This is a genomic window from Ructibacterium sp. SJQ-7, from assembly GCF_054696575.1.
Genome location: NZ_CP195193.1, coordinates 2,485,865 through 2,502,872, shown reverse-complemented (window position 1 = coordinate 2,502,872; position 17,008 = coordinate 2,485,865). Strand labels below are relative to the sequence as shown.

Genomic DNA, 17,008 nt, shown 5'->3' with positions numbered 1-17,008 from the left:
AATATCTGTCGTTCTGGCATTTGCATTGATAACTTGCGGCGTCATTTATTACACTAACGAAAACAACGCATATGCGGTAAGTGCCTCATCAAACGAAAAACAGCTTTTGGCAAGAGCGGTAAACGGCGAGGCACGCGGCGAGCCTTACGAAGGACAAGTTGCCGTTGCGGCAGTTATTTTAAATCGTGTACGTCATTCGTCATTTCCTAACACAATTTCGGGTGTTATCTATCAGCCCGGTGCATTTACGGCGGTCAGTGACGGACAGATAAATGTTCCTATCGACGAAAATTCTACGGTTTACAAAGCCTGCAATGACGCTTTAAACGGTTGGGATCCGTCCGGCGGTGCGATATACTATTTTAATCCCGACACCGCCACAAATGCTTGGATTTGGTCAAGACCGCTTATAAAAACCATCGGCAAACACAGATTTTGCAAATAATATGAGAGAGAGGAAAATAATATGGAGAGAAAAAAAAGCATACACGTTTGGCTGTATACAATACTTATTGTAGGAATAATCGCCGCAGTCATATGGGGTGCTACCGCAACGAAAAATGCAAAAGCACTTGAAGTCACCACAGAAAATCAATACAACAGAGCGTTCCACGAGCTTGTCGGTTATGTTGACGATATAGACACTCTTTTGAGCAAAACACAGCTTACAAAAAGTCCCGCACAGCTTGCAAAACTTTCAAGCGATATTTTCCGACAAAGTGCAGAGGCAAAGTCATGTCTTGGTCAGCTTCCCACATCAGAGGTACAGCTTGACAACACGTCAAAATTTCTTTCACAAGTCGGCGATTACACCTATGTGCTTTCGCAATCAATGATTAACGGTGAAGAAATTTCACAAGAAGAATATGACAATCTTGCGTCAATGAACGAATATGCCGCAACACTAAAAAATACACTTTCGGAAATAGAAACAAAAATTTACAACGGAGAAGTACGCATTTCACAGTCAAGGACAAGACAGCGCGGAACGGTCGCAGACGCGGCAGATTCAAACGTACTTGACGATTTGGCTAACGTAGAAAAATCGTTTGACGAATATCCGTCACTTATATATGACGGTCCGTTCTCGGAGCATATTGAAAACAGAGAGCCTGCACTTTTGAAAAACGCACACACAATTTCACAAGAGGACGCACTGAACACAGCTGAGAAATTTGTCGGTACAAAAGGATTGGCTTTTGAAAGTCTTTCGGAAAATACCGCAATACCGTCATACACATTTGTGAAAAACACCGACTCAAATCAAATTTCAATAAGTATAACAAAAGACGGCGGATATATTCTTTCATATCTGAACAGCAGAAATATTGACGGCGAACGTCTTGACATTAATTCCGCAACAGACAAAGCGGCTGAATTTTTGCAGAAAAACGGTTTTTACAGTATGCAGAGCAGTTATTATGAAAAATCAGGCGGTATCGCAACGATAAACTTTGCATATGTACAGGACAACGTAACGTGTTACAGTGACCTTGTAAAAGTTCGTGTTGCACTCGATACAGGTGAAATTGTAGGTCTTGAAACAAACGGATATATTATGAATCACGCAGAGAGAAACTTATCAGCCCCTGCACTTTCCGTTGATGACGCAAAATCAAAAATATCCACAGGACTTGACGTGACCGCAACAAAACTTGCTCTTGTTCCGAAGGACAGTATGAGAGAAGTGCTTTGCTATGAATTTAAGGGTGCTTTTAACGGCAAAAACTTTTTAATCTATGTCAATGCCGAAAACGGTCGTGAAGAAGAAATATTCCTGCTTATCGAATCGGAAGAAGGAATTTTGACAGTATAATTTAATATATTGACTTTTTCGTGTATTTACGATACAATATATAATAGTATATTATAGGTACATTGTAAATATAGGAAAGGAAATAAAACCAATGAGTAAAAGATTATTTACTTCGGAATCTGTAACAGAAGGTCATCCCGATAAAATCTGTGACCAAATTTCTGACGCAATTCTTGATGAAATACTAAAAGAAGATCCGATGGCAAGAGTCGCTTGCGAAACTACTTGTACAACGGGTATAATCTCAATTATGGGTGAAATTACAACATCTTGCTATGTTGATTTCCCTAAGGTTGCAAGACAGGTTGTTCTTGACATCGGCTATGACAGAGCTAAATATGGCTTTGACGGTACAACTTGTGCCGTTGTTACGGCTATTGACGAACAGTCGCCTGATATTGCGCAAGGCGTTAATGACGGTTATGAAAACCGTGAACAAGGCGGTAATGACAACGAAAATTCAACAGGTGCCGGCGACCAGGGTATGATGTTCGGTTACGCTTGTGACGAAACACCCGAATTTATGCCAATGCCGATTTCTCTTGCACACAAAATGGCAAAGAAACTTACACAAGTAAGAAAAGACGGTATCCTTGATTATCTTCGCCCTGACGGCAAAACTCAAGTTACTGTTGAATATGATGACGATAAGCCTGTAAGAGTTGACGCAGTTGTTGTATCAAGCCAGCATTCTCCTGATGTTGATATTCAAAAACTTCGTGAAGATATTAAGAGAGAAGTTATTTTAACAACTGTTCCGGCTGAACTTATCGATGAAAACACTAAGTTTTATATCAATCCGACAGGCAGATTTGTTGTCGGCGGACCTAACGGTGACAGCGGTTTAACAGGAAGAAAACTTATCGTTGACACATACGGCGGTTATGCAAGACACGGCGGCGGTGCTTTTTCGGGTAAAGACCCTACAAAGGTTGACAGAAGTGCCGCATACGCATCTCGTTGGGTTGCAAAGAATGTTGTTGCGGCAGGACTTGCAAAGAAGTGCGAAGTTCAGCTTGCATATGCAATCGGCGTTGCACACCCTGTTTCAATAATGGTTGATACTTTCGGTACTGCAACAGTTGATGAAGATAAGATTGAACAGGCAATCGAAAAAGTATTTGATTTAAGACCGCACGCAATTATCAAACAACTTGATTTGAGAAAGCCTATCTACAAAAACCTTGCCGCTTACGGTCATATGGGACGTGAAGACTTAGGCGTAAGTTGGGAAAAACTTGATAAAGTTGAAGAATTGAAAGCTGCAATTAAATAACTAATAAAATCCGATGGCATTAACCATCGGATTTTTTATGCACTCAAAAAGCACATCTTACGATGTGCTTTTTGTAATACAAATAACTTTTTCATTAGAAATCTACTTCTGTACCGTAGTATGTGCAAGCAAACAATTTCTCCATCTGTTCCGGAGTAATTGAACGTGGGTTTGAACCTGTGCAAGCATCACCTACTGCAAGTTCGGCGATTGATGACAATTTTTCTTTAAATTCATCTTCCTTAACACCGAATTCCTGCAATGTCTTAGGGATATTCATAGCTCTGTTAAATTCTTCAATCTTAGCGATTAGAGCATTTACCTGTGCCTTTTCAGATGTTCCGCCAAGTCCTACACGTCTTGCAATATCTGCATAACGGTGCATAGCCTCTGGCTCGTGTGCGTTGTACTTAATTACATACGGCAAATAAATTGCATTTGCACATCCGTGAGGAATATGACCTGTTGAGAATGCCGCACCTGTTTTATGTGCCATTGAGTGAACTATACCAAGCAAAGCATTTGAGAATGCCTGACCTGCAAGACATTGTGCATAGTGCATTTGTTCTCTCGCGTCCATATCGCACTTATACGACTGCGGTAAGTAATCAAGCACCATCTCTATTGCCTTAATTGCAAGAGGGTCTGTAAACGGTGAATTAAGCGTTGATACATATGCCTCGATTGCGTGAGTAAGTGCGTCCATACCTGTGTATGCAACTTGCTTTATCGGCAATGATTCAACAAGCTGTGGGTCTACGATTGCAACGTCCGGTGTAATCTCAAAGTCTGCAAGAGGATACTTGATACCCTTTGCATAATCTGTGATAACCGAAAATGCAGTCACTTCAGTAGCCGTACCCGATGTTGACGGAATAGCTACAAATTTAGCCTTTTGGCGAAGTTTCGGGAATGAGAAAGGTGTACAGAGTTGCTCAAAAGTAACCTCCGGATATTCATAGAATGCCCACATAGCCTTAGCCGCGTCAATCGGTGAACCGCCGCCGATTGCTACGATTACATCAGGCTGAAAATCTGTCATAGCCTTTGCACCCTTCATAACAGTTTCAACTGACGGGTCAGGCTCAACACCTTCAAACAACTGTACTTCCATTCCTGCTTCTTTTAAATATGCTTCTACTTTATCAAGAAAACCGCCGCGACGCATTGAACTGCCGCCCGATACGACGATAGCTTTTTTACCGTCAATATTCTTTAGGTTTTCAAGTGAATCCTTTCCGTAATACAAATCTCTTGGTAATGTAAATCTTCCCATAATAAATAACCTCCTCTAATAATAAGAAAAAAGTAGTTGTTAAATTATTATCAATCTAACAACTACATTATATCACTTTATATTCAATTTTTCAATGATTTAAACCTATTTTACAAAAAATTTACCTTTTGCATAAATTTCTTGGTTTATTTTGTACACTTTTCAAAATCATAAATTAAAAAATCTTGTTGCGATATTGAAAAATATCAAAATACTCGTTGCATCGACAATGGTCGTTATAAGCGGTGCCGCCATAACAGCGGGGTCAAGCTTACAACGCTTTGCAAGCATAGGCAGTGAACAGCCTATAAACTGCGAAATTATGACTATAAATATAATCGACAGACTCACCACAGTCGCAATTTGCAAATCACCTGACATTATCCATATTCGCACACCGTTTACGATTGCCAATATAACGCATATTACAAGCGAAATTCTGAATTCGGTAAATATGACTTTTAAGAAGTCTTTCAGTTTGATTTCGTCAACCGACATTCCGCGAATTATCATTGTTGAGCTTTGCGAACCACAGTTACCGCCCGTGCTCATAAGCATAGGAATAAACGATACAAGTGCAGGTATCGCCGCACACGCGTCCTCATATTTTGTCAAAATAGTTCCCGTTATCGCCGCCGACAACATCAATATCAACAGCCAAAAAATTCTGTTTTTAGCGTGTTTAAAATCAGACGTTTTAAAATACGACTCCTCCGTCGGATTGATAGCCGCCATTCTTTCGATATCCTCTGTCGCCTCGTCCTGCATAACGTCGATAGCGTCATCAAATGTTACAATACCGACAAGTCTGCCCTCGTCGTCAACAACAGGCATTGTTACAAAGTCGTATTTATTCATATCCTTTGCAACGTCCTCTTTATCGCTCAAAGTATGCACGCATATTATGGTCTTATCCATTATATCGCATACTTTTTCATTCGGCTCGGCAAGCAAAAGATTTTTTACCGACAAATATCCCAGCAGTTTTCTGTTGTCATCAGTGACATAACAAGTATAAATCGTTTCAGCCTCATTGATTGTACGTCTTATACGTTTGATTGCGTCACTGATTGTCATTTTCGGTCTAAGACTGATATAATCGGTCGTCATAAGACTTCCGGCACTGTCCTCCGGATATTTCAATATCTCATTTATCATCTGACGCATATCAGGCTCTGTATTTTTAAGAATACGTTTCACCACATTTGCAGGCATTTCCTCAACTATATCCGCCGCATCATCAACGTAAAGCTCATCAAACACTTCCTTGATTTCATTATCCGAAAAACCGCGTATCAAAAGTTCTTGCTCATCGGTGTCCATAAGTGCGAATGTATCCGCCGCCAAATCTTTCGGCAAAAGTCTAAATAAAAGCGGTAAACTGTCCGAAGAAACCTCTGAAAACATTGCCGCTATATCCGCCTCATTCATTGACGAAAGTACATCTCGAAGTGATGAATATTTTTTGTTTTCAAGTAATGTTTCGATTGTCTTAGCCAACGCTGTCATTTTCATCACTCCTATCATTTTTAGTCCTATATATAGTATAACCTTATTTTTGCTTTGTGTCAATTTTTAATTCCGATTTTTGTGTAAAATATATTTTTGAAAAGTTTTTTTATTTTTTTTAAAAAAACTATTGACATTTGTCTAAATATAAGTTATAATAGTCAAGCAGTCAAGAGTTGGCCCGGTAGTTCAGTTGGTTAGAACGCCAGCCTGTCACGCTGGAGGTCGTGAGTTCGAGCCTCATCCGGGTCGCCAACAAAAAGGAAGTACGATGTACTTCCTTTTTTATTTGTTAATTAAATCGTAATACAAAAACGGACGACCAATGGTCGTCCGCTACGAAGTTGCTTTATTTAATATTTTCAAAAGATTTCGTTCAAACCGTTCGTCATCTTCTTTTGTTCTCTTTTTCGGGTTAAACGTCTTACCGCCTTTTCTGCCGGCTCGGCGTACTTTCTGTCCCAAAAACCTTTCAAACATAAGTTTATCAATATTATCGTTATCATAAATAAGTCCGCTGTTACCGATTGCGTACGCACTGCGTCCGAGTGCAAGCGACGCAACACCGTAATCCTGTGTAACAATGACGTCACCCTTTTCACTGTCGTTTATCAGTGCAAGGTCAACTGCGTCCCTGCCCTTACTTATCGTTACAATCTTACTGTAATCCGAACTTAAAATATGACTTGAATCAATATACATAACAACTTCGATATTCTTCTGTTTTGCAACCTTTTCAATAATTTCTTTAACAGGACACGCGTCCGCATCAACAAGTATCTTCATCATACATACCTTATAATCGCAATTATTACGCCCAAAATAGCACCGGCAAAAACTTCAATCGGAGTATGTCCCAAAAGTTCTTTCAGACGTTTTTCTGTTTTTGAAAAATCGGCATTCATAACAGACTCAACCAATTTATTAAGTATAGCAGCCTGCTGACCTGCACTTCTTCTGACACCTGCCGCATCATACATAACCACAAACGACATAACCGCCGATATTGCAAAAGCCACACTGTCAAAGCCTTGCGTAAAGCCGATAGACATTGTAAGTGCCATTACAAAAGATGAATGTGAACTCGGCATACCGCCCGAACCGATTATTCTCTTAAAATCAAACTTCTTTTTATCCCAAACGAGTATCATCTTTAGTACCTGTGCCGCAAACCAACCTATAAGAGCCGTTATAAGCACCGAATTTGAAATAAGCTGTTGTAAATATGACATTAACTATCTCCTTTAGAATTTTCTATCAATTAAGTAATCTGTAAGATTTATAAGAAATTCCGCTTTTTCACCGAACATTTCAAGTGACTTCTTTGCTTTTTCCGAATATTCCTTTGCCAATTCCTTTGACTTTTCCAACCCTACAAGCTTTACATATGTATTTTTGTTTTCTTCCGCATCCGAGCCGATAGGCTTACCAAGCTCTTTTTCATCGCCTGTAACGTCAAGAATATCGTCCTGTATCTGAAACGCAACACCTAGATTTTGAGCAAATTCATCAACAGCTTTTATTTCTCCGTCACTCGCACCGCCCATCAACGCGCCGACTGTACAGGCACTTCTTATAATTGCGCCAGTCTTGTTAAGGTGAAGATATTTAAGTTCATCAAGGGTAATATCCTTGCCCTCACTCTCCATATCGACAATCTGACCGCCTATCATACCCTCTGTACCTGACGATACGGCGAGCATATTCATTGCTTTAATCGCCCTTTGAGGATTGTTGCCGTTGTACTGCGACACAACTTCAAATGCCTTATTCAAAAGTGCGTCACCTGCCAAAATAGCGGTTGCCTCACCGAATTTAATATGACTGGTCGGCATACCGCGTCGTAAATCGTCATTATCCATTGCGGGCAAATCGTCGTGAATAAGCGAATATGTGTGTATCATTTCAAGTGCACACGCAAACGGAATAACCTCATTCACATCACCGCCGCACATTTTACAAGTATTCATCATAAGTATCGGACGAAGTCTTTTACCGCCCGCAAAAACACTGTATCGCATTGCCTTGTATATAATATTCTGCGGATTGTCTTTTTCGGCAAGGTACTTATCAAGATAACCGTCTGTAAATTCAATCTGCTCTTTCAGCAATTCCTTTATATTATTCATTGTCCGCACCTGTAAAGTCCTCTTTTACTATTTCTCCGTCATCATTTGTCATCAGTATAGAAACTTTCTTTTCTGCCGTATCAAGCATTTTCTGACAGCTTTTCGATAACTTTATTCCCTTTTCAAAAAGTCCGAGCGACTCGTCAAGAGTTACGTCACCGTTTTCAAGCTGTTCAACAATTTCTTCAAGTTCAGCTATTGACTGTTCAAATGTCTTTGCCATATCTATTCTCCCTTTACTACACAATTTGTCTGTCCGTCTTTCATTCTAAGCGTAAATTCCATACCCTTTTCCATATCATTCGCACTTCTTATAACAGTTCCGTCCTCTTTTGTCGGAATCGAATATCCTCTTGAAAGAGTTTGCAGAGGACTTAACGCGTCAAGTTTTGCCGCCTGTTCCGCAAGCTGACGTCTTAGCGACATAGTTTTCATTTTAATGCAGTTATCCATAGATTTAACAAGCGAATCTATCTTCAAATAATAATCGTCAATCCTATCCTTAGGAGTACGCATTTTAAATCGTTTTAAAAGCAATTTACAGCTTTCGATACGCTTGACTATATTTTGAGAAATACGGTTTTTATCGGTATCTATTCTGTTTCTGAGTTCAATCATTGACGGTACTGCTATTTCTGCCGCCGCTGACGGAGTAGGCGCTCTCAAATCCGCAACGAAATCGGCAATCGTAAAATCTGTTTCGTGTCCGACAGCCGATATAATCGGTATTTTTGAATTAAATATAGCCCTTGCGGTTATTTCCTCATTAAATGCCCACAAGTCCTCTATACTGCCGCCTCCGCGTCCGACAATAAGCGTATCAACCTCATTTGTTGCGTTAAAGTATTCAATCGCTTTAACAACGCTTTCCGCCGCACCGACACCCTGTACCTGTGCAGGATATATCACAATTTCAGCCATAGGATAACGTCTTGTTATAACATTTATAATATCCCTTACCGCCGCACCTGTCGAAGCGGTAACAACTCCGACACGTTTAGGGAATTTCGGAATAGGCTTTTTGTATTCGGGACGGAAAAGACCTTCTTCTTCAAGCTGTTTTTTTAATTGTTCGTATGCAATATAAAGTTCACCCACGCCGTCGGGTATCATTTCCTCTATATAAAGCTGATACGAACCGCCTGCTTCATACACACTTATTCTTCCTCGTGCAAGGACTTTCATACCGTCGCTCGGTTCAAAGTTAAGCGACTGCGCACTGCCTCTGAACATTACCGCTTTAAGCACTCCGCCCTCGTCTTTAAGCGTTATATAAAGATGTCCGGAATAATGATGTTTAAAATTCGATATTTCGCCCTTTATCCAAACATTATTAAGTATTATATTATGGTCAAGTATTTTCTTTACATAACCGTTTATCTGTGAAACGGTAGCAATTTTAGGTTCCAAGCCTATGCCTCCTTATGTGCCAGATGTGCAAGATATGCTGTTCCGACTGCATTATCGGTTGAATATTCCGCTTTTGCGAAATACACATCACCGTCAAGTTTTTTTGTAAGTCCGTTTCTTATAATTCCGTTTGACGCAACACCGCCCACAATCAACACGCGGTGAGTGTTTGTGTCCGTCATTGCCTTATTTATCGTTTTAACAAGTGTATCACGAACATTTTCAAGTACGCCGAGTGCAAGAGCGGATTTATCGCATTTTCCACTTTCCGCCATGCGTGACGCTTTTGTTTCAACACCCGAAAAATTCATATACGCACCGTCAACGGCTATCGGAAGTTTTTCACTTTTTTCAGCCTTTAGAGCAAGCTGTTCCAAAGCCTTACCGGCAGGAAAATGCAAGCCCATTTTTACGCCCACTCTGTCAATAAATTGTCCGGCACTTATATCCTTACTTCCGCCGACAATTTCATTGTCAAAATTAAATCCGTTGTAACGGCTTTTCAAAATTTCCGTTGTACCGCCCGAAAGGTGTACCGATATAAAATCGTTTTCAAGCAATTCAAAAGAGCCGCTTGAATATATTCCCGCCATTATGTGTCCGTCTTGATGCGAAAATTCATACAAAGGCACACCCAAAGTATCAGCGACAACCTTTGCATACCCCTCACCTGCAAGGAATACGGGCATATATGATCCCTCTACACATCTCGGTCTTGTACTGACTCCAACCGCCTTAACATCTTTAAAATCAATCTGCTCCGACAATTTTTCATACATCACCGGCATTAATTTCATATGCTGAAAAACACCGTCACTTTGACGTATTCCTCTTTCACCGTCTTTGACGTATAAAATCTGTCGTACATTTATATCGGTTTTTCCGTCAGTCCACGCAGTTGACGTTGTGTAATTGCTTGTATCAAAGCCTATTGTACTCACGCTAACTCCTTAAATACATTACCCAAAAGTCCGTTTACGAATGTAGGGTCACCGTCATCGCCGTAACGCTTTGCAAGTTCAACCGCCTCATTTATCGCAACTTTCGGAGGTACGTCGTCCATATACTTCATTTCAAATATTGCAAGCTTCATTATTGAAAGTGACGCTTTTGAAATTCTTGAAAGCGTCCAACCTGCTTTCAAATACTTTGCAACCGTATCTTCAAGCTCGCTTTCGTGTTCTTTCACTCCGTCAATAATCTGTCTTATATAACCGAGATTTGTTTCACATTCGGGACGCGCATTTAAAAGCTCCTCCAAAATTACGTCCATATCATCCTCGTGCATATTCATTTGGAACACTTGTGTAAAAGCAGCGTCCCTTGCTTGACTTCTCGTCTGTTTTTTCATATTTTTATTCCTTTCCCAAAATAATAAGGCTACTTAAATTCTATGTTAAAACTATACCACAATAACATAAAAAAATCAAGGCTTATGCCTATAAGACACAATCCTTGATTTATTTTCTCAGTCTTGAATATCCTCATCGTCCATAGAATCTTCATCAGTGTCAACAGTCGGTAAAGGTGTTTCGTTTACGTTGCTGTCAAGTTCGATTTTTTCTTCTTTTTCCTTTTCAAAGCTTACGCCTTCGATATGGATATTAACCTTTTGAACATCAAGTCCTGTCATTGTTTCAACGCTGTTTTTAACGTTCTCTTGAATTTCCCAAGAAAGTTCCGGTATTCTTACACCGTAATCCACCACAATATAAAGGTCAATCGTTGCAGTTGTTTCGTTCATATCAACCTTAACGCCCTTTGACGGATTTTTCTTTGCACCGAACATTTCGGCAATACCGCCGGCAAATGTTCCGTACATTCCCGCAACACCGTCAATCTCTGTTGTTGCGATACCTGCGATTGTTGATACAACGTCAACTGAAATTTTTATATTTCCGATTGGTTCTTCTTCAGCTTCTGCATTTGCAGTTGTTTCTTCGGCAGTTTCTTCGTTTATGCCGTCTTCGTTTTGAACATTCTTAATTTCTTCATCCATAATGCTACCTCCGTAAATTTTTCCGAATAAATTATTATATGTATATTATAACAGATAAATCACTTTACTTCAACTATTTTTATGTTTTGTGCTGAAATTTTAAGTTGTTCGGTTGCGATTGACGTAAGTTTTACTACATCTTCGTCTGAAAATCCGTCTTTTCGCACCATAATATTTGCCTCACTGCCGTCTACATACACACATATTTCACTGTAGCCCTTTGACTGTGCGATACTTTCGATTTCCGATTCTTTCTGTACGTTGTTTGCCTCTTCAAGAATTTTGTCACCGGCTTTTTTACGAATATCGGCGTCAAAGCTTTCGTTTTCGGCAGTTTGATTTAATATTTCAAGTGACTTTGAACGTGATGTTTCTTTATTCATCTTTGCCTGTTCAAAATAATTGCCCGAATCTGACGCGGTTTCTACCGTTACATTGCTTTCCTGACTGTCCGTTGCCTGTTCGCCGTTATCTTCCGTTACAGCCGTTTCCTCCGCTTGCTCGCCGTTGTTTTGTTCGGCGTTGTCCGTTGATGTTTCCTCCGCTACCGTATCGGAAGAAACATACTGTGCCTCACCTAGTTTCTTGCCGGTTTCAACGTAGCTTTCGCCGTCCTGTACCCTTATTGTATCTTGATACGACCAATTCAAGTATCCGGCAACTCCTATAAGTACCACAAGCGATGCCGCTATTATCTCCTTCTTCTTCAAAACCATTTTATTTTACCTCCTTCTTAAATATACATATTCTGTGTGCAGGCACGTCAAGTGATGCTGTAACCGCCTCGGAAACAGCACTTCTGACTGCGCTGTTCCCGCCCCCGTCGGCAGTCACGATAACACCTCTGACTTTTGGATACACCTCTTTTACCACCATAGGTTCACCGTCTGTCATAACAGCCTTTTTATCCTCGCTTTCTTCCTTTTCTCTTGATGAAACTTTCGTTTCGTAAGCAATATTCTTTTCCGAACTTGAATAATAGGTTATCATAACAGATACCTCTCCGGCACCGTCAATCTGTGAAAGAATGTTCGCAAGACGCTTTTCTTCATCTTCAACACTTGTTACGGCTGCCGTAGGTTGTACGTCAGCTTTTTTATTTTTGTCCACACTTGCCACTGCCATAAGTACAACTCCAATTATTAATATTAAGCATATCAGTCTGTTATTCTTATTTTTGAATATTTTAAGTAAATCTTCCTTATTCATCATGCACCTCATAAGGTTTCAAACCGTATACCTCGCATATTCTGCTCCTTGCACGGTCCGTTAATTTATCCCCGTAAACGCGTACACTGTCTACCCCCGTAATCTCACCTTCGTCATTCACCATTATTTCACATTCCGCCGTAACCGATAATTTAAACTCTTTTTCCATTCGTGCCTTAACATCCTCGTTTATCCTGTTTTTCAGTTCTTCTATAACAAGTTCCGTCTGCATATTACTGCTGTCGGCTATGTTTTCCTGTACACTGTCAAAGCCGTCGAATACATCACTTTTTACGATAGCCGTCACAGGAGAAATGATACAGCTTATTATAACCAAACCTGTTATAACCTGTACATAACTGCGCCACTTTTCAGGTGCAATAATCCCAGCCATAGCTGAAAGCAAAGTCGCACCGATTATGGTTATGATATATTCTTTCATCGCTTATCCTCCTATGCCAGTGGCGGCTAACATAATACTTATATTAATCATAAAAAGTACCGCTACCATAACCACTACCGCAAATATCGTTGTAACTGACTCCGACACCTCCCAAAGCATAGACGAAACACGCTTATCCGTAAGCGGTTCGGCTATTGATGATGTGAGTTTTAGCATTAACTGTATCACGCCGATTTTAAGTATCGGCAATACGCATATAACGCACATCACAATAATTCCCGATGTTCCGACCGCATTTTTCATAAGCCTTGTTCCGCTCACAACCGTTTCAAGCGTATCGGATAAAAACGTACCGACAACAGGTACAAGACTTCCTACCGCAAACTTAACCGCCTTACCGCTTACCGCGTCAAGTGCAGGAGAAGAAAAGCCGTATATCGCACTTATGCCGGTAAAAATCGTTATAATCGCCGCCATAAGCCACTTTGAAATCGACTTAACCACCTTACAAAATCCCGAAAGCTGTACCTTGTCACTGATATTCCCTGCAACCGCAAGCACCGAGCTGAACGCTATAAGCGGTACAAGGCACTTCTCAATAATTATCGACACAACATACACCGCCGCCGACATAACAGGCTGAAAAGTTGACGCCGATACCACCTTACCGCTTGTCGCAATCATAATCATCAACAGCGGTGAAAATTTCGTTATAAAGTCCGTCATTGCCGTAACAACTGTTGTTCCGTACTCCATAGCCGTTCCGAAACATTTTATCGCCGCCGCCGACATGAGCGTAAAGCAGGCGAAAAACGCCGCCTCACTTGTCGATTTATTTCCGAACGATGTTGAAATAGTTGTTATAATCCCCGAAATCGCCGCTATTATAAAAAGTATTATTACATCATCGGTACATTCCCTTATCTCCCCCATAATGTCGTCCGACAGCATATTTAATATATCAGTCGGATTTAACGACAAATCACCCGTCATACTCCTCTCCACCGTTTGATTAAACAAATCCTCACCCTCAAGTGTCGGTACGTCCGCATAAGCGGTTATCGGCATTATCAGCGTAAGGATAATGATTATTTTACACAGCAGAAAGTGCATTTACACACACCTCCAAAAATTCCGTAACTATCGGCAGAGTCAGTCCCAATATAAACACCTTTCCGGCAAGCTCTACCTTTAAAGCAATCGCCCCCTCGCCGCCGTCACGCAATATTTCCGCTCCGAACTGCGTTATATATGCCACACCGACCACTTTCATAACTGCCGTAAAATATCTTGTGTCCACACCGCTTTTCTCGGTTATAAGCGAAATCTGCGAAATTGCGGTTTCAAGCGTATCAAGCGTAAAAAACAATATCACCGTCACTGTCGCAAGTGCAACAAGCAAAGCATATTCTTTTTTGTATTGTTTTACGGTCATTGACAAAATTCCGCCTATCAGCCCCACTCCTATAATCTTAAATATATCCATTCTTCTCACCTAAAGACTAAAAATATTTTTCACCGTATCAAACAAATCTCCGATTTGCTGTGACAGTATAAAAAGTACTGCCACAAGTCCGGCTATCGTTGTAAGCAAAGCTTGTTCGTCACGTCCTGCTCGCGTTAAAAGCTGATTCAATACCGCTACGATTATTCCGACACCGGCTATCTGAAATATCAAATCTACATTCATAACTATATCTCCATTATATCAGCATAATAACAATCAACAGTCCGACAAGTACACCGCCGTTTCTGTACATTTTTCCGAAATGGCGGTATTCGCTCTGTGCCTGTTTTTCCTGCTCGGCTATCATACTTTTTATATATTTTATATTCTTTATCTGGTCATCAGTATCCGTTCTTCCTATGTTTTTCCCAAGTGTCATAAGTATATCTTTGTCCGCGTCTTTTAATGACAGTTTAGTACTGCATTCATTCACCGCATTTGTCCAAGCCGTTTTTACGCCTTTTTCATCCATATTTTCTGCGGCGAATTTAAACAATCCACATTTGTCCACACGCATAAATGCTTGTTTCAACTTATTCATACTGAAATTTATTTCACTTTCGAGCATTTCAAGCGAAGTGATTATATTATTTAAACTTTCCGCCCTTATTTTCATTGCATAACTTATTTTAAGCCCTAAATATCCACACGCAAAACCTGTCATTATCGCTCCGAGAATTTTCACCATTCCGTAAGAGCCTCCTCCACCGTTCCGATACCCTTTCGCCTGCTTAACGTTATAATTAAATCGAAAAATTTCAGCATACGTTTTAAATCGTCGCGTCTTTTTATCATATCGATATTTCTTCCGTGTATCGTTGCAATAACAGCCGCTCCGCTGTTTGTTATTCGTTCGATTGCGTCAATGTCCGACTGCTTGCCTATTTCATCTGTGACAATTACATCAGGACTCATCGAACGCAATACCATAAGCATTCCCTCCGCCTTGTCCACGCCCTCAAGAACATCGGTTGAAAAGCCTAAATCGAATGCACTTCTACCCTCACAAAGTGCCGCAATTTCACTTCTTTCGTCCACAACACTCACACGATACGACTTGTACGAAAGCTGACGTACAATATCTCTGAGCATTGTTGTTTTTCCCGCTCCGGGCGGTGATATTATAAGCGTGTTTTTTATTCCTCCGCCTTTTAATATCATCGGTACAGCCTCGTCCGCCGCTCCTATAACTTCACCTGCAAGACGGTAATTCAGTCCCGATATATCCTTTATAAACGAAACCTTGTCCTCTTTTATAACCGCCGTACCCGTTATACCGATTCTGTGACCGCCGGCTATTGTTATGTAACCGTTTTTTATTTGGTCACGCACCGAATATACAGACGAACTTGTTGCAATTTCAATCGCTTCATCTATATGCTCACGAGTGACTTTAAGCGTTGAATTCGGTATCGGCGTCAAGTTGCCTTTTGCGTTAAGATAAAACCGACCGTCACCGTAATTTATACAAAGCGGTTTGCCGAGCCTCATATGTATTTCACAAGCTCCGTCAAGATTTACGCCGTACATATATCGCCGTATCCCCTGTGGCATATAATTCAATATACCTTTTGAAGAAACAGCCGTTTCATTGTTTGCTATGTACATCTCCCTGTCCTCCATTCGTGTTTTGTATTTGATATATATTACTTTTCGGACACGTTTAGAACAGAAAATTTTGAAATAAAAAAACTGCTATTCAAGAAATTAATCTCAAATAACAGTCTTTAAAATCACACATTATATAAGCGGATAACCGAATTTATCACTGAAATTGCCAAGCAAAAGCATTATCAAGTCAATTAAAACACCTACTCCGAACAACCCTGCCGTAAATAAGTACAAAAGCCCTGTACCGACCTTACCGACATAAAATCTATGTCCGCCGAGCCAGCCAAGCAAAATGCATAATATAATTGCTGTAACTTTACTCTTTCGAGATACCGGCAAACCGCCGTTTACGTTTTGATTTGTGTTTACATTTGAGCTTGTGTTTGTAATATTGATTTGCGGCATAGCAGCTGCGGCATTTTTACTTTCCTTTTCATCAAATACCTTATCCAAATCATTCTTACAATACATTTTTCCCTTAACTTCCACAAGACAATCTTTACAGAACGGTTTACCGCAATATGTACACATTCCGCTTGCCTCTACATTTTCATGATTTGTACAATTCATTTTTAATCCTCCCACTTTTTGTTTTTTATAAAATCGACAATATTTTCAAAACCGATTTTTGCGAATATTAACAAGAAAACTGCTAAAATCAGACACAAAGAAATCAGACCGATCAAAAGAACAATTCCGACATTAAACAAATTCATGGCTGATATATCAAAAATATTTGTTGCATTTCCACCCATAATTACAGCTAAAGTTATTGTCAATCCGAGTCCTACGAACGCCACTATCACCATTATTATAAGCAAATTAAATAACGATTTTTTCTTCATATCAATGCACCTCCCTTA

22 protein-coding genes, 1 tRNA gene and 1 pseudogene are annotated in these 17,008 nt (G+C 40.2%); 4 read left to right on the top strand and 20 right to left on the bottom strand.

What is annotated here, in order from left to right; genetic code table 11:
* Positions 1-100: 100 nt before the first annotated feature.
* The 3 genes and pseudogenes from ACSAMO_RS10875 to metK form a co-directional block, all read left to right on the top strand.
* Positions 101-445: pseudogene (locus tag ACSAMO_RS10875) on the top strand (cell wall hydrolase); the annotation flags it as partial.
* Between the two features lie 21 nt (positions 446-466).
* The gene (ypeB, locus tag ACSAMO_RS10870) at positions 467-1,816 is read left to right on the top strand and encodes a germination protein YpeB (RefSeq protein WP_308456384.1); all 1,350 of its coding nucleotides are present in this window, start codon (positions 467-469) and stop codon (positions 1,814-1,816) included.
* Between the two features lie 91 nt (positions 1,817-1,907).
* Positions 1,908-3,092, top strand: coding sequence for a methionine adenosyltransferase (metK, locus tag ACSAMO_RS10865; RefSeq protein WP_147513522.1), 1,185 nt, complete (start codon positions 1,908-1,910; stop codon positions 3,090-3,092).
* Positions 3,093-3,186: 94 nt separating this feature from the next.
* On the opposite strand, the gene ACSAMO_RS10860 is transcribed toward metK, so the two are convergent.
* Together ACSAMO_RS10860 and mgtE are read right to left on the bottom strand one after the other, a co-directional pair.
* Positions 3,187-4,368 (bottom strand): iron-containing alcohol dehydrogenase, encoded by a 1,182-nt coding sequence (locus tag ACSAMO_RS10860; RefSeq protein ID WP_499209303.1) that lies wholly within the window; start codon positions 4,366-4,368, stop codon positions 3,187-3,189.
* A 168-nt stretch (positions 4,369-4,536) separates the two neighbouring features.
* Complete coding sequence (mgtE, locus tag ACSAMO_RS10855) at positions 4,537-5,877, bottom strand: magnesium transporter (protein WP_337600102.1); 1,341 nt, start codon at positions 5,875-5,877, stop codon at positions 4,537-4,539.
* A gap of 178 nt (positions 5,878-6,055) precedes the next feature.
* Between mgtE and ACSAMO_RS10850 the strand changes: the two genes are divergently transcribed.
* Positions 6,056-6,132 (top strand) — tRNA-Asp (locus ACSAMO_RS10850).
* Positions 6,133-6,213: 81 nt separating this feature from the next.
* Here ACSAMO_RS10850 and ACSAMO_RS10845 read toward each other — a convergent pair.
* The 18 genes from ACSAMO_RS10845 to ACSAMO_RS10760 form a co-directional block, all read right to left on the bottom strand.
* Positions 6,214-6,663, bottom strand: a complete 450-nt coding sequence (locus ACSAMO_RS10845) for a YaiI/YqxD family protein (protein ID WP_337600107.1) — start codon at positions 6,661-6,663, stop codon at positions 6,214-6,216.
* Positions 6,663-7,109, bottom strand: coding sequence for a divergent PAP2 family protein (locus tag ACSAMO_RS10840; protein WP_022230387.1), 447 nt, complete (start codon positions 7,107-7,109; stop codon positions 6,663-6,665). The genes ACSAMO_RS10845 and ACSAMO_RS10840 overlap by 1 nt, the downstream gene beginning before the upstream one ends.
* A gap of 12 nt (positions 7,110-7,121) precedes the next feature.
* Positions 7,122-8,006 carry a polyprenyl synthetase family protein gene (locus ACSAMO_RS10835; RefSeq protein ID WP_412598997.1) on the bottom strand — a complete coding sequence of 295 codons (885 nt, stop codon included), beginning with the start codon at positions 8,004-8,006 and terminating at the stop codon, positions 7,122-7,124.
* On the bottom strand, positions 7,999-8,229 hold the full coding sequence (gene xseB / locus ACSAMO_RS10830) for an exodeoxyribonuclease VII small subunit (protein WP_022230385.1): 231 nt from the start codon (positions 8,227-8,229) through the stop codon (positions 7,999-8,001). Before xseB ends, ACSAMO_RS10835 begins: the two co-directional genes overlap by 8 nt.
* A 2-nt stretch (positions 8,230-8,231) precedes the next feature.
* On the bottom strand, positions 8,232-9,416 hold the full coding sequence (gene xseA, locus ACSAMO_RS10825) for an exodeoxyribonuclease VII large subunit (protein WP_412598996.1): 1,185 nt from the start codon (positions 9,414-9,416) through the stop codon (positions 8,232-8,234).
* 2 nt (positions 9,417-9,418) lie between these two features.
* Positions 9,419-10,357 carry a Kae1-like domain-containing protein gene (locus ACSAMO_RS10820; protein WP_499209302.1) on the bottom strand — a complete coding sequence of 313 codons (939 nt, stop codon included), beginning with the start codon at positions 10,355-10,357 and terminating at the stop codon, positions 9,419-9,421.
* Positions 10,354-10,767 carry a transcription antitermination factor NusB gene (nusB, locus tag ACSAMO_RS10815; protein ID WP_147513516.1) on the bottom strand — a complete coding sequence of 138 codons (414 nt, stop codon included), beginning with the start codon at positions 10,765-10,767 and terminating at the stop codon, positions 10,354-10,356. The genes ACSAMO_RS10820 and nusB overlap by 4 nt, the downstream gene beginning before the upstream one ends.
* A 117-nt stretch (positions 10,768-10,884) precedes the next feature.
* Positions 10,885-11,415 (bottom strand): Asp23/Gls24 family envelope stress response protein, encoded by a 531-nt coding sequence (locus tag ACSAMO_RS10810; RefSeq protein ID WP_412578309.1) that lies wholly within the window; start codon positions 11,413-11,415, stop codon positions 10,885-10,887.
* A gap of 59 nt (positions 11,416-11,474) precedes the next feature.
* Positions 11,475-12,131: a SpoIIIAH-like family protein gene (locus ACSAMO_RS10805; protein ID WP_022230380.1), complete on the bottom strand. Its 657-nt coding sequence runs from the start codon at positions 12,129-12,131 to the stop codon at positions 11,475-11,477.
* Between the two features lies 1 nt (position 12,132).
* Entirely contained in the window at positions 12,133-12,624 is a 492-nt protein-coding gene (locus tag ACSAMO_RS10800; protein WP_499209301.1) for a SpoIIIAG-related protein, read from the bottom strand.
* Entirely contained in the window at positions 12,617-13,066 is a 450-nt protein-coding gene (locus tag ACSAMO_RS10795; protein ID WP_499209300.1) for a stage III sporulation protein AF, read from the bottom strand. Before ACSAMO_RS10795 ends, ACSAMO_RS10800 begins: the two co-directional genes overlap by 8 nt.
* A 3-nt stretch (positions 13,067-13,069) precedes the next feature.
* On the bottom strand, positions 13,070-14,140 hold the full coding sequence (locus ACSAMO_RS10790; RefSeq protein ID WP_499209299.1) for a stage III sporulation protein AE: 1,071 nt from the start codon (positions 14,138-14,140) through the stop codon (positions 13,070-13,072).
* A complete protein-coding gene (locus tag ACSAMO_RS10785; protein ID WP_022229967.1) occupies positions 14,121-14,513 on the bottom strand; it encodes a SpoIIIAC/SpoIIIAD family protein in 393 nt (130 codons plus the stop codon). Before ACSAMO_RS10785 ends, ACSAMO_RS10790 begins: the two co-directional genes overlap by 20 nt.
* A gap of 9 nt (positions 14,514-14,522) precedes the next feature.
* Positions 14,523-14,717 (bottom strand): stage III sporulation protein AC, encoded by a 195-nt coding sequence (gene spoIIIAC / locus ACSAMO_RS10780; protein WP_022229966.1) that lies wholly within the window; start codon positions 14,715-14,717, stop codon positions 14,523-14,525.
* A 13-nt stretch (positions 14,718-14,730) separates the two neighbouring features.
* On the bottom strand, positions 14,731-15,222 hold the full coding sequence (gene spoIIIAB / locus ACSAMO_RS10775; RefSeq protein WP_337869950.1) for a stage III sporulation protein SpoIIIAB: 492 nt from the start codon (positions 15,220-15,222) through the stop codon (positions 14,731-14,733).
* Complete coding sequence (locus ACSAMO_RS10770) at positions 15,216-16,142, bottom strand: ATPase, T2SS/T4P/T4SS family (protein ID WP_337869948.1); 927 nt, start codon at positions 16,140-16,142, stop codon at positions 15,216-15,218. Before ACSAMO_RS10770 ends, spoIIIAB begins: the two co-directional genes overlap by 7 nt.
* A gap of 132 nt (positions 16,143-16,274) precedes the next feature.
* Positions 16,275-16,715, bottom strand: coding sequence for an NINE protein (locus ACSAMO_RS10765; protein WP_337869946.1), 441 nt, complete (start codon positions 16,713-16,715; stop codon positions 16,275-16,277).
* Between the two features lie 2 nt (positions 16,716-16,717).
* Positions 16,718-16,990, bottom strand: coding sequence for a hypothetical protein (locus tag ACSAMO_RS10760; protein WP_337869944.1), 273 nt, complete (start codon positions 16,988-16,990; stop codon positions 16,718-16,720).
* Positions 16,991-17,008 lie beyond the last annotated feature (18 nt).

Coding starts and splice junctions, on each gene's coding strand:
- xseB (WP_022230385.1), bottom strand. CDS start 8,229: ATGGCAAAGACATTTGAACAGTCAATAGCTGAACTTGAAGAAATTGTT.
- spoIIIAB (WP_337869950.1), bottom strand. CDS start 15,222: ATGGTGAAAATTCTCGGAGCGATAATGACAGGTTTTGCGTGTGGATAT.
- ACSAMO_RS10835 (WP_412598997.1), bottom strand. CDS start 8,006: ATGAATAATATAAAGGAATTGCTGAAAGAGCAGATTGAATTTACAGAC.
- nusB (WP_147513516.1), bottom strand. CDS start 10,767: ATGAAAAAACAGACGAGAAGTCAAGCAAGGGACGCTGCTTTTACACAA.
- ACSAMO_RS10805 (WP_022230380.1), bottom strand. CDS start 12,131: ATGGTTTTGAAGAAGAAGGAGATAATAGCGGCATCGCTTGTGGTACTT.
- spoIIIAC (WP_022229966.1), bottom strand. CDS start 14,717: ATGAATGTAGATTTGATATTTCAGATAGCCGGTGTCGGAATAATCGTA.
- ACSAMO_RS10795 (WP_499209300.1), bottom strand. CDS start 13,066: ATGAAAGAATATATCATAACCATAATCGGTGCGACTTTGCTTTCAGCT.
- metK (WP_147513522.1), top strand. CDS start 1,908: ATGAGTAAAAGATTATTTACTTCGGAATCTGTAACAGAAGGTCATCCC.
- ACSAMO_RS10785 (WP_022229967.1), bottom strand. CDS start 14,513: ATGGATATATTTAAGATTATAGGAGTGGGGCTGATAGGCGGAATTTTG.
- mgtE (WP_337600102.1), bottom strand. CDS start 5,877: ATGACAGCGTTGGCTAAGACAATCGAAACATTACTTGAAAACAAAAAA.
- ACSAMO_RS10800 (WP_499209301.1), bottom strand. CDS start 12,624: ATGAATAAGGAAGATTTACTTAAAATATTCAAAAATAAGAATAACAGA.
- ACSAMO_RS10840 (WP_022230387.1), bottom strand. CDS start 7,109: ATGTCATATTTACAACAGCTTATTTCAAATTCGGTGCTTATAACGGCT.
- ACSAMO_RS10770 (WP_337869948.1), bottom strand. CDS start 16,142: ATGTACATAGCAAACAATGAAACGGCTGTTTCTTCAAAAGGTATATTG.
- ACSAMO_RS10790 (WP_499209299.1), bottom strand. CDS start 14,140: ATGCACTTTCTGCTGTGTAAAATAATCATTATCCTTACGCTGATAATG.
- ACSAMO_RS10810 (WP_412578309.1), bottom strand. CDS start 11,415: ATGGATGAAGAAATTAAGAATGTTCAAAACGAAGACGGCATAAACGAA.
- ACSAMO_RS10760 (WP_337869944.1), bottom strand. CDS start 16,990: ATGAAGAAAAAATCGTTATTTAATTTGCTTATAATAATGGTGATAGTG.
- ypeB (WP_308456384.1), top strand. CDS start 467: ATGGAGAGAAAAAAAAGCATACACGTTTGGCTGTATACAATACTTATT.
- ACSAMO_RS10860 (WP_499209303.1), bottom strand. CDS start 4,368: ATGGGAAGATTTACATTACCAAGAGATTTGTATTACGGAAAGGATTCA.
- ACSAMO_RS10845 (WP_337600107.1), bottom strand. CDS start 6,663: ATGAAGATACTTGTTGATGCGGACGCGTGTCCTGTTAAAGAAATTATT.
- ACSAMO_RS10765 (WP_337869946.1), bottom strand. CDS start 16,715: ATGAATTGTACAAATCATGAAAATGTAGAGGCAAGCGGAATGTGTACA.